The sequence below is a fragment of the Methylobacterium cerastii genome, assembly GCF_022179125.1.
In the GTDB taxonomy this organism is placed as follows: Bacteria; Pseudomonadota; Alphaproteobacteria; order Rhizobiales; family Beijerinckiaceae; genus Methylobacterium; species Methylobacterium cerastii.
Map to the genome: position 1 here is coordinate 113144 of NZ_BPQG01000036.1, position 14214 is coordinate 127357.

The following is a 14214-nucleotide window of genomic DNA, read 5'->3' on the forward strand; positions in this document are numbered from 1 at the left end:
CCCGCCATGATCACGCTCTATCATTCCCCCAACAGCCGATCGACCCGCATCGTCGCCCTGCTCAAGGAGCTCCATGCACTGGATCACGTGCGCATCGAGCGGGTGACGATCCCGCGCACGGACGGATCGGGGGCTCGCGACCCGGCCAACCCGCATCCCGAGGGCAAGGTGCCGCTGCTCGACGACGACGGCACGCTGGTGCGCGAGTCGAGCGCCATCGTGCAGCACCTCGCCGACCTGTTCCCGAAGTCGGGGCTCGCCATCCCCCACGGGCACAGGCAGCGCGGCGCCTACCTTGGATGGCTCGCCTGGTACGCCGGCGTCCTGGAGCCGGTGCTGATCGTCGAGGCTGCCGGACTGGACCATCCGCTCCTGAGGCAGACGTTCCGAGGCGGCGCGGAGGCCCGGGCGCGTCTGGCTTCGGCGCTCGGCGACAGCCCGTTCCTGCTCGGGGACCGCTTCACCGCGGCCGACCTGCTGCTGCACTCGCCCTTCGCGTGGTTCGGCAAGCCCGGCGTGCCGGCGATCGACGCCTGGGTCGACCGCTGCACCGCGCGGCCGGGCGCCGCCTTCGCGGCGGCCTTCGACGCGGCGCCGCCGGCGCCCTGAACTGCCGGGCCACGATCATGAAAAAGCCGCCGCGGGGCGAACCCGCGGCGGCTTGACGATGCTTCGGTTCGGGGCGGCCCGAAGGCCGCCCGGCCCGTGGTTCAGGCCGCGAGCGAGCGCAGCACGTAGGGCAGGATCCCGCCGTTGCGGAAGTATTCCAGCTCGTCCAGCGTATCGATGCGGCAGGTCAGCGGCACCTCCTGCTTGGTGCCGTCGGCGGACGTGATCTCGGCGGTCAGGGTCTGGCGCGGCTTCAGCTCGCCCGAGATGCCCTTGATCGTGATGGTCTCGTCGCCCTTGAGGCCGAGCGAGGACCACGAGGTCTCGCCCTGGAACACCAGCGGCACGATACCCATCCCGACGAGGTTCGAGCGGTGGATGCGCTCGAAGCTCTCGGCCACGACGGCGCGGACACCGAGCAGCTTGGTGCCCTTGGCCGCCCAGTCGCGCGACGAGCCGGTGCCGTATTCTTTGCCGGCGAAGACCACGAGCGGCGTCCCCTCGGCGGCGTATTTCTGCGCCGCGTCGTAGATGTACATCCGCTCGCCCGACGGCTGGAACAGGGTCCAGCCGCCCTCGACCACCTGGCCGGCGGGATCGCGCACCATCTGGTTCTTGATGCGGATGTTGGCGAAGGTGCCGCGCATCATCACCTGATGGTTGCCGCGCCGGGTCCCGTACTGGTTGAAGTCCTGCACCCGGACCTGATGCTCCTGCAGGTATTCGCCGGCGGGCGAGGCTGCGCGGATGTTGCCGGCCGGCGAGATGTGGTCGGTGGTGATCGAGTCGAGGAACAGGCCGAGGATGCGTGCGTCCTGGATGTCCTGGACCGGGGCCGGCTCCATGGTCATGCCCTCGAAGTAGGGCGGGTTCTGCACGTAGGTGGAGCCGCCGTTCCAGGCGAAGGTCTCGGCCTCGACGACCTCGACGCCCTGCCAGTTCGCGTCGCCGGTGAAGACGTCGGCGTAGCGCGACTTGAACAGCGCCGAGGTGATGTTCGCCTCGATGAACTGCGCCACCTCGGCCGTCGTCGGCCAGATGTCCTTGAGGTAGACCGGCTGACCGTCCGACCCGACGCCGAGCGGCTCTGTGGTGATGTCGATCTGCATCGAGCCGGCGAGCGCGTAGGCGACGACGAGCGGCGGCGAGGCGAGGTAGTTCGCCCGCACGTCGGGGTTCACGCGGCCCTCGAAGTTGCGGTTGCCCGAGAGCACGGCGGCGGCGACCACGTCGTTGTCGTTGATCGCCTTCGAGATCGCGGCCGGCAGCGGGCCGGAATTGCCGATGCAGGTGGTGCAGCCGAAGCCGACCAGATTGAAGCCCAGCGCGTCGAGCGGCTGCTGCAGCCCGGCCTTCTCGAGGTACTCGGCGACGACCTGGCTACCGGGCGCCAGCGACGTCTTCACCCAGGGCTTCGAGCGCAGGCCCTTGGCGACGGCGTTGCGGGCGAGCAGCCCGGCGCCGATCATCACCGACGGGTTCGAGGTGTTGGTGCAGCTCGTGATCGCCGCGATCACCACGTCGCCGTGGCCGATGTCGTAGTTCGCGCCCTCGACCGGGTAGCGCTTGGCGATGTCGGCGGCCTTGCGGAACTCGGTCTCCATCGAGCCGGCGAAGCCGGGCTTGGCGGCGTCGAGCAGCACCCGGTCCTGCGGGCGCTTCGGGCCGGCGAGCGAGGGCCGCACGTCGCCCATGTCGAGGGCGAGGGTGTCGGTGAAGACCGGGTCCGGGGTGTCGGCGTCGCGCCACATCCCCTGCGCCTTGGCGTAGGCCTCGACCAGGGCGATGCGCTCGTCGGTGCGGCCGGTGACCGTCAGGAAGTCGATGGTCTTGCGGTCGATCGGGAAGAAGCCGCAGGTCGCGCCGTATTCCGGCGCCATGTTCGAGATGGTGGCGCGGTCGGCGACCGCCATCGCGTCGAGGCCGGGGCCGTAGAATTCCACGAACTTGCCGACCACGCCCTTCTTGCGCAGCATCTGCGTGACGGTGAGCACGAGGTCGGTGGCGGTGGTGCCCTCGGGCAGCTTGCCGGAGAGCTTGAAGCCCACGACCTCGGGGATCAGCATCGACAGCGGCTGGCCGAGCATCGCGGCTTCCGCCTCGATGCCGCCGACGCCCCAGCCGAGCACGGCCATGCCGTTGACCATGGTGGTGTGCGAATCGGTGCCGACGAGCGAGTCGGGATAGGCGACCTCAGCCCCGTCCACCTTCTTCGTCCAGACGGTCTGCGACAGGTATTCGAGGTTGACCTGGTGGCAGATGCCGGTGCCGGGCGGGACCACGGAGAAGTTGTCGAACGCCGACTGGCCCCACTTGAGGAAGGTGTAGCGCTCGCCGTTGCGCTCGTATTCCAGCGCGACGTTGTCCGACAGCGCCTTCGGCGTGCCGAACTCGTCGACGATCACCGAGTGGTCGATCACGAGGTCGACCGGCACCAGCGGGTTGATCTTCTGGGGGTCGCCGCCCAGCGCCACCATGGCGTCGCGCATGGCCGCCAGGTCGACCACCGCCGGCACGCCGGTGAAGTCCTGCATCAGCACGCGCGAGGGGCGGAAGGCGATCTCGGTCTCGGTCTTGCCGCGGTTGTCGACCCAGGCGACGGTCGCCTCGATGTCGCCCTTCTTGACCGAGCGGTCGTCCTCGTAGCGCAGCAGGTTCTCGAGGATCACCTTCATCGAGAACGGCAGGGCGGTGGAGTTGGCGAGGCCGTTCTTCTCGGCCTCCGGGATCGAGTAGTAGGTATAGGTCTTGCCCGCCGCGGTAAGCGTCTGACGGGACTTGAAGCTGTCGAGTGAAGCCACGGCTGGTCTGATCCTCGCTGGCGTTTGTCGAACACGCGCAGGCATAACCCGCGCCACGAAACCGGTGTTCGGCCTGACTGCGCTCGCAGGGAGCGCGCGCCGCCCCGGGGGTGCCCGGGCAGGAGGGTGCGCGAGGAGCGAATTGGACGCTCGAAGGTCGCGCGGCGCAGCCTGGGGACCGTATAGAACGATTCGAATCTGCCCGCTACCGTGTCGCGGGTGACAGTGCCGCGAGGCTGTCCGCCCCCGCGGCCTTCTCCGCCCGGCTCAGGCGGTGGCCTCCGGCGCCGGGCCGCCGAAGCAGCGCCGCACCGCCGCCCAGAACGCGGCCTGCTCGTCCCGGGTGCAGAGCGCGACCCGCGCCTCCACGATCGCGCGGCCGGCGACCGCATCGGGGTCTTGGGCCATCTCGGCTTCCGTCCGGGCTTGCGGATCGTTCACGCGAAGCTTCGCGGAGTGCGAGGGCTTGGTCATGGCGACATCCTCCGTGTCGGCGGTGCGTCCCGGCGTCCCAAGATCGCGGAACGCCGCTTGCCCCGGGACGGGGGAGGTTGCGCGGCTCCGCCGCCTCGCGCAACCGGGCAAGGCGGCGCGGGGGCCGCGGGCTTCATCGTGATCGCAGGACGCGGCAGGGCGAATGGACGGATGCGCGCCGCCATCGTAAGCCTTGCGCGCGCTGGAGACTGCCATGCTCGCCCTCGACTTGCCGCCGGAGATCGAACGCCGCCTCGACGCCCTGGCCAGACGCACCGGCCGCAGCGCGGACGACCACGTGCGCGAGGCGATCCAGGACCATCTCGACGAGATCGAGGACGTCGAGATCGCGGAGAGCCGGGTCGCAGCCCTGCAGCGCGGCGAGAGCCAGGCCGTTCCCCTGCGGGCGGTTATGGACCGATATGGCTTGGCGGATTGAGTTCGAACGGTCCGCGGAACGCGAACTCGACAAGCTCGACCGAGAGACAACCACGCGGATTCTCCGCTTTCTTCAGGACCGCCTATCGCCCTCGAACGATCCGCGAAGCCTCGGTGAAGCGCTGAAGGGTTCGCGGCTGGGCGGCCTCTGGAAATATCGGGTCGGCGACTATCGGATCATTGCATCGATCGAGGACGAGACCGTTCGGATCGGCCACCGCCGGGCCGTCTACCGTTAAATCGAGACGTTTCACCTCCTGAACAGGCAACCTTCGTGCGGCTGACCGTTGACGCCCTCACTTGCCGCCGCTCGGGGCGAAGGATCTTCTCCGGGCTGTCCTTCGCGATCGGTCCGGGCGAAGCGATCACCGTCACCGGCCGCAACGGGGCGGGCAAGTCGAGCCTGCTCGCGATCCTGTCCGGGCGGCTGCGGCCGGATTCCGGGCGCCTCACCGTCCACGACATGGGCGAAGCGGCGCTTCCCGAATGCTTGCACGCGGTCGGCCATCGCGACGGGCTGAAGAGCAGCCTGACGGCGGCCGAGAACCTCGCCTTCGCCCAAAGCCTACTGGGGACGAAGCGGCTGAGCCCGCGGGCGGCGCTCGACCGGCTCGGCCTCGCCCACGCCCTGGACCTGCCGGTCGCCTACCTGTCCGCCGGGCAGCGGCGCCGGGTGGCGCTCGCCCGCCTCCTCGTCTGCGCCCGCCCGCTCTGGCTTCTCGACGAGCCGACGGCGGCCCTCGACACCGCGTCGCAGGGCGTGCTCGCCGGGCTGATGGCCGAGCATCGGGCGGCGGGCGGCCTCGTCATCGCCGCCACCCACCAGGCCCTCGGCCTCGACGACGCGCGCAACCTCCACATCGCGCAGGCCGCGCCGCGGGCGCCCGAGCCGGCGGCCGACTCGGAGGAGGTTTGGGCGTGATCCGCATCCTCGTCGCCCTCGTCGCCCGCGACCTGACGCTGGCCTCCCGCGTCGGCGGGTCGGGCATGCTGTCGCTGGTCTTCTTCCTGATGATCGTCGCGCTGGTGCCGTTCGCGCTCGGCCCCGACCTCAACCTGCTCTCGCGGATCGGCCCGGCGATCCTGTGGCTCTCGGCGGTGCTGGCGACGCTGATCGGACTCGACCGCCTGTTCCAGGCCGACGAGGAGGATGGCTCCCTCGACCTGATGACCGCGGCCCCGGTTCCGCTCGAACTCGTGGTGCTGGCCAAGGTGATCGCGCACTGGCTCACCACCGGGCTGCCGCTGGCGCTGGCCTCGCCGCTGTTCGGGCTGCTGGTGGCGCTGGACGGCACCGCCATGGCCGCGACCGCGCTGACGCTGCTCGTGGGCACGCCGGCGCTCACCTTCGTGGGTGCGGTGGGCGCCGCGCTCACCGCCTCGATCCGTCGGGGCGGCCTGATCCTCGCCGTGCTGGTGCTGCCCCTGATGATCCCGACGCTGATCTTCGGCGTCTCGGCGGCGCAGTCGGCGCTCGGTGGCACCGTGCCCTTCGCGACCCCGCTGATGATCCTGACCGGCCTCAGCCTGATCGCGGCCCTGGTCGGGACCTTCGCCGCGGCGGCGGCCCTGCGCTGGTCGGAATGAGCCCGGGACGCTGAGGCAAGAGATCGGAACGGAGGTGCAATTTCCTTTGCGCCGCACTGCCTTATCAGACGTCCTGCAGGGGCGGCGCGAAGGGTTCGCCCGCCCTGTCAGATTCGATGGGGACGTACCGATGAAGACCCTGATGTCCGCGCTGCTCCTGGCGCTTCTCGCGACCGCACCCGCCGCCGCCGCCGGCGCCTTCGCCGTGGACACCGAAGAGGGCCAGAAGGCCGGCGACGAGGGCTACGGCATCGGCTGGGGCGATTCGCGCGAGGCCGCCGGCGCCGCCGCGATGCGGCAATGCGCCAAGATGGGCAACGACAACTGCAAGGTCGTGGCCCGCTTCGACAGCTGCGGCGCCTACGTCTCCAACCGCACCACCTACGGCGTCGGCTGGGGCCGCACCGAGGCCGCCGCCAAGGAGATGGCCTTCGACAAGTGTCCGAACTGCAAGCTCGTCCTTTCCGAGTGCGAATGATCCGGGGCGCCTGAACGCCGACGGGCTTCCGGGTCCGCGAAGCACGATCCTTCCGCGCTCGACCTTGCGCCGTGGCATCATCGCGCGATATGTACGTTCTCCTGTACAGATCGGATGGTTGTCATGGCGCAAGTCGGCTTGACCGAGCTTCGGCGGAACTTCGCCGCGCATCTCGACCAGGTTGAGAACGACCGATCGGAACTGGTCGTCACGCGGCAGAACCACGAGCCTCTCGTGATTCTGCCGCTCGCAGAACTCGATCAGCTGCGCGAGACGCTCCATCTCCTCGGCACGCCGGCCAACGCGAAGCGGCTTCTCGAAGCCGCCGCCCAGATCGAGGCCGGTGGCGGGTCCGAACACGATCTGATCGAGGGGTGAAGCTCCTCTGGGCCGACCACGCCTGGGAAGATTACCTGTTCTGGCAGGCATCCGACCCCGCAACCCTCAAGCGCATCAACGATTTGATCCGCGAGGTCCGGCGGACGCCGTTCACCGGCATCGGCAAACCCGAGCCGCTGCGCGGCAACCTGAGCGGATGGTGGTCTCGGCGGATCACCGGCTCCCACCGCCTCGTCTACCGGGTCGGCGGCCATGGTGAGACGCAGGCCGTCGAGATCCTGCAATGCCGGTGGCGCTACGCCTGAGCTCGGCGGCCTCCAGCTCGGCGTCCCCCTGCGCCAGACGTGCGCATTGCCGCTGCACCGCACCCCGCGCTAAGACATGGCCCATGTCGACGCCCCTCTGGACGCGCCTGTCCAACCCGAGCCACTTCATGCGCTGGTCCGGCACGCTGGTGCCGTGGCTCGCCGCGATCTCGACCGCGATCCTCGCGCTCGGGCTGTACCTGTCGTGGTTCGTCGCCCCGCCAGACTACCAGCAGGGCGAGACCGTGCGGATCATGTTCATCCACGTGCCTGCGGCCTGGCTCGGGGTGTTCTTCTACGGCTCGATGAGCCTGTCGGCGATCGGCACCTTGGTCTGGCGCCATCCGCTCGCCGACGTGGCGCAGCGCGCCGCAGCCCCGATCGGGGCGGCCTTCACCCTGATCTGCCTCGTCACCGGCTCGCTCTGGGGCAAGCCGATGTGGGGCACCTACTGGGTCTGGGACGCGCGGCTCACCTCGATGCTGATCCTGTTCCTGATCTATTGCGGCATCATTGCCCTGTGGCGGACGATGGAGGATCCGAACCGGGCCGCCCGCTCCGTCGCGATCCTGACGCTCGTCGGCGCGATCAACCTGCCGATCATCAAGTTCTCCGTGAACTGGTGGTCGACTCTGCACCAGCCGGCCTCGATCCTGCGCATGGGCGGCTCGACCATCGACCCGTCGATGCTCTACCCGCTGCTGGTGATGATCGGTGCCGCCACCCTCGGCGGCACCACTCTGCACCTCTACGCGATGCGCACCGAGATCATGCGCCGCCGCGTGCGGACGCTGACGATCCGCGAGGCGGAGCGCCTCGACGCCGGCTCGACCGTGACGGCCTCCGAGGCCGGTCGCGCCCTGCCCCTCGGCCAGGCGGTCTGATCGCGGACGCGCCGTCCGCAAGGGAGATGCGGCTGATGACCAAGGCGAGCCCGACGAAAGCGAGCACCTGCCTGTGGTTCGGCACCGACGCGGAGGCGGCGGTCCGCCTCTACGTCGACCTCGTTCCGGACTCGCGCATCGACCGCATCCAGCGCGTGGCCGGGCGGGGCGGCCGGCGATGCGATCCTCGTCGCCTTCACCCTCGGCGGCCAGAGTTTTCAGGCGCTGAACGGCGGCACGCCGGCCGAGTACGGCATGGCGGCCTCGATCTCGGTCGCCTGCGCCGACCAGGCGGAGGTCGACCGGCTCTGGGCGGGCCTCATCGCCGACGGGGGCGGCGCCATCATGTGCGGCTGGCTTCGCGACCGCTGGGGCGTGCCCTGGCAGATCGTGCCGGAGGTGCTGCCGCGCCTCCTGGCCGACCCCAACCCCGCCGTCTCGGCCCGCGTCTTCGCGGCCATGCAGACCATGGTCAAGCTGGACGTCGCCGCCCTCGAGCGGGCGGCGCAGGCATGAGCGCGCTTCTGCACAAGCTCCTTCGGATTTCATAAACGCATGAGTCTCGACCTCGGCAGCCACGGCGGCTTCATTCTCGCCTCCTACGCCTTCACCGCGCTGGTGATGGCGGGGCTCGTGCTCAACGCGGTCCGCGACCGGCGCGCGCAGCGGCGGGCGCTGTCCCAGCTCCAGGCGGAGGATCGCCGGTGAGCGTCGAGACCCCTCCGGAGCCGGTCCGCCGCTCGCTCCTCGTCGTCGTCCCGGTGCTGGCCTTCGCGGTGCTGGCGGCGGTGTTCTTCCTGCGCCTGCGCTCCGGCGCCGACCCAGCCGCCCTCCCCTCGGCGCTGATCGGCAAGCCGGTGCCGAGCTTCACCCTGCCGGCGGTGGCCGGCCTCACCGCCGACGGCAAGCCGGTGCCCGGCCTGTCGAGCGCCGACCTGAAGGGCGGCGTCACGGTGCTCAACGTCTGGGCCTCGTGGTGCGCGCCGTGCCAGGTCGAGCATCCGATGCTGATGCGCTTGGCGCGCGAGCCCGGCATCCGGCTCGTCGGGATCGACTACAAGGACGCCGCCGAGAACGGACGCCGGTTCCTGACGCGCAACGGCGTGCCGTTCCAGGCGGTGGGCCACGACGAGACCGGCCGCGTCGGCATCGATTTCGGTGTCTACGGCGTGCCCGAGACCTTCATCATCGGCCCGGACGGCGTGATCCGCGACAAGCTCGTCGGTATCGTCACCCCGGAAAATCTCGCCGAGGTGATCGCCAAGATCCGCGCGGCCGGCAAGGTAGCCGCGAAGTAGGAAGGAAATTCTTCGTTGGCCCTGGCGGGCCGTCCGCCGCACCGGCGGCGGCGCGCGGTCGCGCTTGCCGCCGGCCGACGCCGTCGGGGCTGTCTCTGCGCGAGAACCTGCGCGCCGTTACACGTCGGACTTCCTGCGCTCGTAGCGGGTCAATAGCGGCGTCTGGGCGAGCGCGAACACGACGGTGAGCGGCATGATGCCGAACACCTTGAAGTTCACCCAGAAATCTTCGCTCTGCGTCCGCCACACCGCCTCGTTGAGCACGGCGAGCGCCAGGAAGAACAGCCCCCAGCGGAAGGTCAGCTTCCGCCAGCCCTCGTCGGTGAGCGAGAACACCGAGTCGAGCACCACCGAGAGCAGGGACTTGCCGAAGGCGAGGCCGCCGAGCAGCACCAGGCCGAACAGCGTGTTCACGATGGTGGGCTTCACCATGATGAAGGTCTTGTCCTGCAGGTAGAGCGTCAGCCCGCCGAAGACGACGACCACCACGCCCGACACCATCGGCATGATCGGCAGCCGGCGCACCAGGGCGAAGTGCACGGCGAGCGCCACGACGGTCGCCACGATGAACACCCCGGTCGCCACGAACAGCTTGTGGTCGGGGTCTACGCCGAAGCGCTCGGCGTAGGCGTTGCCGAGGAAGAAGATCACCAGCGGCCCGAGTTCGAGCGCCAGCTTGGGGAGCGGCGCGAGGTGTCGGCGCGGGGGTACGGATTCGATCTGCATCATGCTGGCCAGGGAGCCGGAACGGGCCCATCGCGTCGATGCGTCTGTATCGATGACGACGGGTGCGGTCCACCGGGGCTGCCGGCACGGGCCGGATGCCGGCCGGCCCTGCGCCATCGTGTCCTCGCCCCCGTCAACGCGCCTCGGCGAAACGGCGGACGGTGGCCGGCACGCCCACTTCGAACGGGGTCGGCACGAAGCCGAAGCGGCGGGCGAACTTGCCGCCGTCGATCACGTAGGCACGATCCCAGGTGAATCCGACATCGGCCACCTCGCGCGCGAAGCGGTAGACCAGCCCGAGCGGCCGCAGCATCGCGAAGGGGACGGCCCACAGCCTGAGCCGCTTGCCGAGCACGCCGGCGCCCATCGTCAGCAGGGCGCGCGGGCTCCGCGTCGGCGCGCACGGAACGTTCCAGGCCTGCCCGAAATCCGCGTCGGGGGCGTCGAGAAGCAGCAAAGCCGCCCGCGCGACGTCCGGGACGTAGGCGAAGTCGTGCGCCGTGTCGGCCGGCACGAGCAATTGCGCCGGCCGGCCCTTCGCCAGCGCACCGAATGCGAAGGCGCCGAGATGGGAGTTGGCGACGCCGGGTCCGTAGAAATCGGAGCAGCGCAGGGCCGCCACCGGCACGCGGGCTCGCGCTCCCTGCCAGATCCGGGTGACCTCGGCCAGGATCGCCGGCTTCTCGCCGCCTGCGGTCAGCGGCATGTCCTCGGTGCGCGGCGCCGTCTGCGGCCCGAGTTGGTAGAGGTTGTCGATGAAGACCAGCCGCGCCCCCGCCTCGGCGCAGCCCTCGACCACGGCGTGCATCGTTCGCGGCCAGGCCGTCCGCCACACCCGCGCGTCGTAGGGGAAGCCGACCGCGAGTACCGCCTGCGCCGACCCGTCGAGCGCGCGCCGCACGTCGGCAGGATTCAGGACGTCGCAGACCTGATGCTCGACGCCGGCCTGGAGGTCCGCCGGGCGTGTGCGGGTTGCGACCCGCATGCGGTCTCCGCGTGCGGCCAGCCGCTCGGCGATCGGCCGCCCGACCGCGCCGTAGCCGAAGATCGTGATCTGCTGCGTCATCGTCCTGTCCCTCATCGCTGAAGGCAGGACGATGCACCTCGGCGGGCACATCGAAAATTGGCGAAGTCCGTGGTCCTGCTATACGCAAACGGATGAACCACGATCCCGATTGGGCGCTCTATCGCACTCTGCTCGCCGTGCTCGACGCTGGCTCGCTGTCGGCAGCCGCGCGTGCGCTCGGGACGACGCAACCGACCGTCGCCCGCCACGTGGATGCGCTGGAGTCGGCGCTGGGCGCCGACCTGTTCGTGCGGTCGCAGCGCGGGCTCGAACCGACCGAGCTTGCGGTGTCGCTGCGCCCGCACGCGCGGACCATGGCGACGACCGCCGCCGCGTTGCTGCGGGCCGCCAGCGGCGCCCAGGGCGACTTCGCCGGGACGGTGCGGATCACGGCGAGCGACGTCGTCGGCGTCGAGCACTTGCCGCCGATCCTGACCCGGCTCAGGCGGGCGCATCCCGCTCTGGCGATCGAGCTGGCGCTCTCGGACGTGGTCGGCGACCTGCTCGCGCGCGAGGCGGACATCGCGATCCGCATGGTCGAGCCGACCCAGGGGGCGTTGCTGGCGCGCCGCCTGCCGCCGGTGGATCTCGGGTTCCACGCCCACCGCGACTACCTGGACCGAGCCGGGACGCCGGCCGCCATCGGCGACCTCTCAGCCCATGACGTGATCGGCTACGACACCGAGACCCCGGCGCTTCGGGCCATGGCCGCCCGGTTGCCGCCGCTCGACCGGCGCACGTTCGCTCTGAGGGCCGACAGCAACCTCGCCCAGGTCGCCGCGATCCGGTCAGGGTTCGGCATCGGCATCTGCCAGGTGGCGATCGCCCGGCGCGACCCGGCGCTGGTGCGCGTCCTGCCCGCGATCACCCTGACGCTGCCCCTCTGGATCGTGATGCACGAGGACCTGAAGACGAACGCCCGCTGTCGCGCGGTGTTCGATGCCTTGGTCGAAGGGCTCGACCTTTCGGAGGCGGCACCCGGCGCGACGGCGACCTGCTGACGACCCGCGACTGCACTGCAGGCCGTTCGGTCCGCGTCGGGCGTCAGCCCTTCTCCAGCCCCGCGATCGCCCGCGCGAAGTCGCGCGCCGCGAACGGCTCCAGGTCGTCGACGCCCTCGCCGACGCCGATGAAGTGCACCGGCAGGCCGAACTTCGCGGCCAGCGCGATCAGGATGCCGCCGCGGGCTGTGCCGTCGAGCTTGGTCATCACCAGCCCCGAGACCGGCGCGGCTTTCGAGAACAGCTCGACTTGGGACAGGGCGTTCTGGCCGACGGTGGCGTCGAGAACCAGCAGCGTCGCATGCGGCGCCTCGGGATCGCTCTTGCGCAGCACGCGGATGATCTTTTCCAGCTCCGCCATCAGCCCGGCCTTGTTCTGCAGCCGGCCGGCGGTGTCGATCAGGAGCACGTCGGTGCCCTCGGCCTTCGCGCGCTTGAGGGCGTCGAAGGCCAGCCCCGCCGCGTCCGCGCCCTGCGCCCCGCTCACCACCGGCGTGCCGGTGCGCTCGCCCCAGACCTTCAGCTGCTCGATCGCGGCGGCGCGGAAGGTGTCGCCCGCCGCCAGCATCACCGAGCGGCCCTCCGCCTTAAGGCTGAGCGACAGCTTGCCCAGCGTCGTGGTCTTGCCGGCGCCGTTCACGCCGATCATCAGGATCACGAACGGCTTCTTGGTGGGATCGACGACCAGGGGCTTGGCCACCGGCTCCAGCGCCCGCTCGACCTCGGTCGCCAGGATCGCCCGGACCTCGTCGGGGGAGATGCCCTTCTCGTAGCGGCCCTTGCCCACGGCATCCGAGATCCGCGTCGCGGTCTCGACGCCGAAATCGGCCTGGATCAGCGCGTCCTCCAGGTCCTCCAAGGTGTTGGCGTCGAGCTTGCGCTTCGTGAACAGGCCGGTGACCCGGTCGGACAGGGCCGACGAGGTCCGCTTCATCCCCGAGGTCAGCCGGGTCCACCAGCCGCGCTTCTCCGACGCCGGCTCCGATGCCGTCTCGTCGTCGGCGAGGGCGTCGTGAGCGAGCGCGGCCGCGACGTCGACCGGTTGGATGTCCGGCGCGCCGGCGCCGGCCTCAGGCCCAGCGTCGGGCGCGGTCACCGGCTCGCGGGCGACCGTCGTGGTGTCGGCAGGCTCGGCGCCGCGGGCCGGGTCGTCGCCGGCGGTGCCGGAGGGGGGCGTCTCGGGCTCGCCCGCGATCGGCTGAAGGTCGGCGCCTTCGATCTCGTCGGGCACCGCGTTCCGCTCGGGGTCGACCGGCGACGGCTCGGCCGGCGGCAGCGGCACGTGCGCCACGTCGTCGGCAGCCGTGGCGAAGTCCGGCTGCCCTTCCGCCGGGGAGGCGGGCGAGTCCGGCGGCGGCTCGGGGGCTTCGGTCGCGCCCTTGCGCCCGAACAGGCGGCCGAACCAGCCCGGCTTCTCGTCTTGGCTCATGTCGTCCTTGCTCCCGCGCCCCGGCACCGTTAGCCGGGAGGCATGTCGTCGCCTGCCGCATTCTCGTCTGACATAGGCGTGCGCCTGCTCTACCGCGATGCCCTGGTCCTCGTCATCGACAAGCCCGCGGGTTTGCCGGTGCATCCGGGGCCCAAGGGCGGCGAGACCCTGACCGACCACCTCGACGGCCTGCGCTTCGGCCTGCCGCGGCGCCCGGAGGCCGCGCACCGGCTCGACCGCGACACCTCCGGCTGCTTAGCCCTCGGGCGTCATGCGCAGGCGCTGGCGCGCCTCAACAAGCTGTTCGCCAACGCGCAGGCGCGGAAGACCTACTGGGCGCTGGTCGAGGGTGCGCCCCCGGACGACGAGGGCCAGATCGACCTGCCGCTCGCACGGCGGTCGAGCGATCCACGCTCGTGGTGGATGAAGGCCGACCCGGCCGGCGACCCGTCGACGACGCGCTGGCGCGTGCTCGGTCGGTCCGCGAGCCAGGCCTGGCTCGAGCTGATCCCGGTCACCGGCCGCACCCATCAGCTCCGGGTGCACTGCGCCGCATCGGGGTTCCCGATCGTCGGGGATCCGATCTACGGCACCGCGGCCCGCCACGGCGGCCCCGGCCTGCAACTGCATGCGCGCGGCCTCGCCTTGCCGCTCTACCCGAAGAAGCCGCCCGTGGTCGCCGAGGCGCCGGCACCCGAGCACATGCGGGACGGGCTGTCGGCCTGCGGCTGGGCCGGGTGACCCTCGGACCGGGGCGGCCACGCGCCGGTTCGCTTGCG

18 protein-coding genes and 1 pseudogene are annotated in these 14214 nt (G+C 70.8%); 14 read left to right on the forward strand and 5 right to left on the reverse strand.

What is annotated here, in order from left to right:
• Nucleotides 1–6 precede the first annotated feature (6 nt).
• Nucleotides 7–609 carry a glutathione S-transferase family protein gene (locus tag MFF13_RS12940; RefSeq protein WP_147829559.1) on the forward strand — a complete coding sequence of 201 codons (603 nt, stop codon included), beginning with the start codon at nucleotides 7–9 and terminating at the stop codon, nucleotides 607–609.
• A gap of 101 nt (nucleotides 610–710) precedes the next feature.
• Here MFF13_RS12940 and acnA read toward each other — a convergent pair whose 3' ends face one another.
• Nucleotides 711–3410, reverse strand: coding sequence for an aconitate hydratase AcnA (gene acnA, locus MFF13_RS12945; protein ID WP_147829557.1), 2700 nt, complete (start codon nucleotides 3408–3410; stop codon nucleotides 711–713).
• A gap of 267 nt (nucleotides 3411–3677) precedes the next feature.
• Nucleotides 3678–3884, reverse strand: coding sequence for a hypothetical protein (locus MFF13_RS12950; protein WP_147751427.1), 207 nt, complete (start codon nucleotides 3882–3884; stop codon nucleotides 3678–3680).
• Nucleotides 3885–4098: 214 nt separating this feature from the next.
• Between MFF13_RS12950 and relB the strand changes: the two genes are divergently transcribed.
• The 11 genes and pseudogenes from relB to MFF13_RS13005 all read left to right on the forward strand — a co-directional run bounded on the left by relB (nucleotide 4099) and on the right by MFF13_RS13005 (nucleotide 9213).
• Complete coding sequence (gene relB / locus MFF13_RS12955) at nucleotides 4099–4323, forward strand: type II toxin-antitoxin system RelB family antitoxin (protein WP_147751426.1); 225 nt, start codon at nucleotides 4099–4101, stop codon at nucleotides 4321–4323.
• Nucleotides 4307–4561 (forward strand): type II toxin-antitoxin system RelE family toxin, encoded by a 255-nt coding sequence (locus MFF13_RS12960; RefSeq protein ID WP_147829555.1) that lies wholly within the window; start codon nucleotides 4307–4309, stop codon nucleotides 4559–4561. Before relB ends, MFF13_RS12960 begins: the two co-directional genes overlap by 17 nt.
• 35 nt (nucleotides 4562–4596) lie before the next feature.
• Nucleotides 4597–5244 (forward strand): heme ABC exporter ATP-binding protein CcmA, encoded by a 648-nt coding sequence (gene ccmA / locus MFF13_RS12965; protein WP_147829553.1) that lies wholly within the window; start codon nucleotides 4597–4599, stop codon nucleotides 5242–5244.
• Complete coding sequence (gene ccmB / locus MFF13_RS12970) at nucleotides 5241–5909, forward strand: heme exporter protein CcmB (protein ID WP_147751423.1); 669 nt, start codon at nucleotides 5241–5243, stop codon at nucleotides 5907–5909. Before ccmA ends, ccmB begins: the two co-directional genes overlap by 4 nt.
• A 130-nt stretch (nucleotides 5910–6039) precedes the next feature.
• On the forward strand, nucleotides 6040–6387 hold the full coding sequence (locus MFF13_RS12975) for a DUF4189 domain-containing protein (RefSeq protein WP_147751422.1): 348 nt from the start codon (nucleotides 6040–6042) through the stop codon (nucleotides 6385–6387).
• Between the two features lie 123 nt (nucleotides 6388–6510).
• The gene (locus MFF13_RS12980) at nucleotides 6511–6765 is read left to right on the forward strand and encodes a type II toxin-antitoxin system Phd/YefM family antitoxin (RefSeq protein WP_147751421.1); all 255 of its coding nucleotides are present in this window, start codon (nucleotides 6511–6513) and stop codon (nucleotides 6763–6765) included.
• Nucleotides 6762–7031 (forward strand): Txe/YoeB family addiction module toxin, encoded by a 270-nt coding sequence (locus MFF13_RS12985; protein WP_147751420.1) that lies wholly within the window; start codon nucleotides 6762–6764, stop codon nucleotides 7029–7031. Before MFF13_RS12980 ends, MFF13_RS12985 begins: the two co-directional genes overlap by 4 nt.
• A gap of 83 nt (nucleotides 7032–7114) precedes the next feature.
• Nucleotides 7115–7915, forward strand: a complete 801-nt coding sequence (locus tag MFF13_RS12990; protein ID WP_147751419.1) for a heme ABC transporter permease — start codon at nucleotides 7115–7117, stop codon at nucleotides 7913–7915.
• Between the two features lie 35 nt (nucleotides 7916–7950).
• A pseudogene (locus MFF13_RS12995) lies at nucleotides 7951–8431 on the forward strand (VOC family protein).
• Between the two features lie 39 nt (nucleotides 8432–8470).
• Nucleotides 8471–8623 carry a heme exporter protein CcmD gene (ccmD, locus tag MFF13_RS13000; protein WP_147829549.1) on the forward strand — a complete coding sequence of 51 codons (153 nt, stop codon included), beginning with the start codon at nucleotides 8471–8473 and terminating at the stop codon, nucleotides 8621–8623.
• Nucleotides 8620–9213, forward strand: a complete 594-nt coding sequence (locus MFF13_RS13005) for a DsbE family thiol:disulfide interchange protein (protein ID WP_147829547.1) — start codon at nucleotides 8620–8622, stop codon at nucleotides 9211–9213. Before ccmD ends, MFF13_RS13005 begins: the two co-directional genes overlap by 4 nt.
• A gap of 117 nt (nucleotides 9214–9330) precedes the next feature.
• Here MFF13_RS13005 and MFF13_RS13010 read toward each other — a convergent pair whose 3' ends face one another.
• On the reverse strand, nucleotides 9331–9939 hold the full coding sequence (locus MFF13_RS13010; protein ID WP_238272298.1) for a septation protein A: 609 nt from the start codon (nucleotides 9937–9939) through the stop codon (nucleotides 9331–9333).
• 133 nt (nucleotides 9940–10072) lie between these two features.
• Nucleotides 10073–11005, reverse strand: coding sequence for an NAD-dependent epimerase/dehydratase family protein (locus MFF13_RS13015; RefSeq protein WP_238272285.1), 933 nt, complete (start codon nucleotides 11003–11005; stop codon nucleotides 10073–10075).
• Between the two features lie 92 nt (nucleotides 11006–11097).
• On the opposite strand from MFF13_RS13015, the gene MFF13_RS13020 reads away from it, so the two are divergent.
• A complete protein-coding gene (locus tag MFF13_RS13020; RefSeq protein ID WP_238272286.1) occupies nucleotides 11098–12006 on the forward strand; it encodes a LysR family transcriptional regulator in 909 nt (302 codons plus the stop codon).
• Nucleotides 12007–12049: 43 nt separating this feature from the next.
• Here MFF13_RS13020 and ftsY read toward each other — a convergent pair whose 3' ends face one another.
• A complete protein-coding gene (gene ftsY, locus MFF13_RS13025; RefSeq protein WP_147829543.1) occupies nucleotides 12050–13435 on the reverse strand; it encodes a signal recognition particle-docking protein FtsY in 1386 nt (461 codons plus the stop codon).
• Nucleotides 13436–13477: 42 nt separating this feature from the next.
• Between ftsY and MFF13_RS13030 the strand changes: the two genes are divergently transcribed.
• Entirely contained in the window at nucleotides 13478–14176 is a 699-nt protein-coding gene (locus tag MFF13_RS13030) for an RluA family pseudouridine synthase (RefSeq protein WP_238272287.1), read from the forward strand.
• Nucleotides 14177–14214 lie beyond the last annotated feature (38 nt).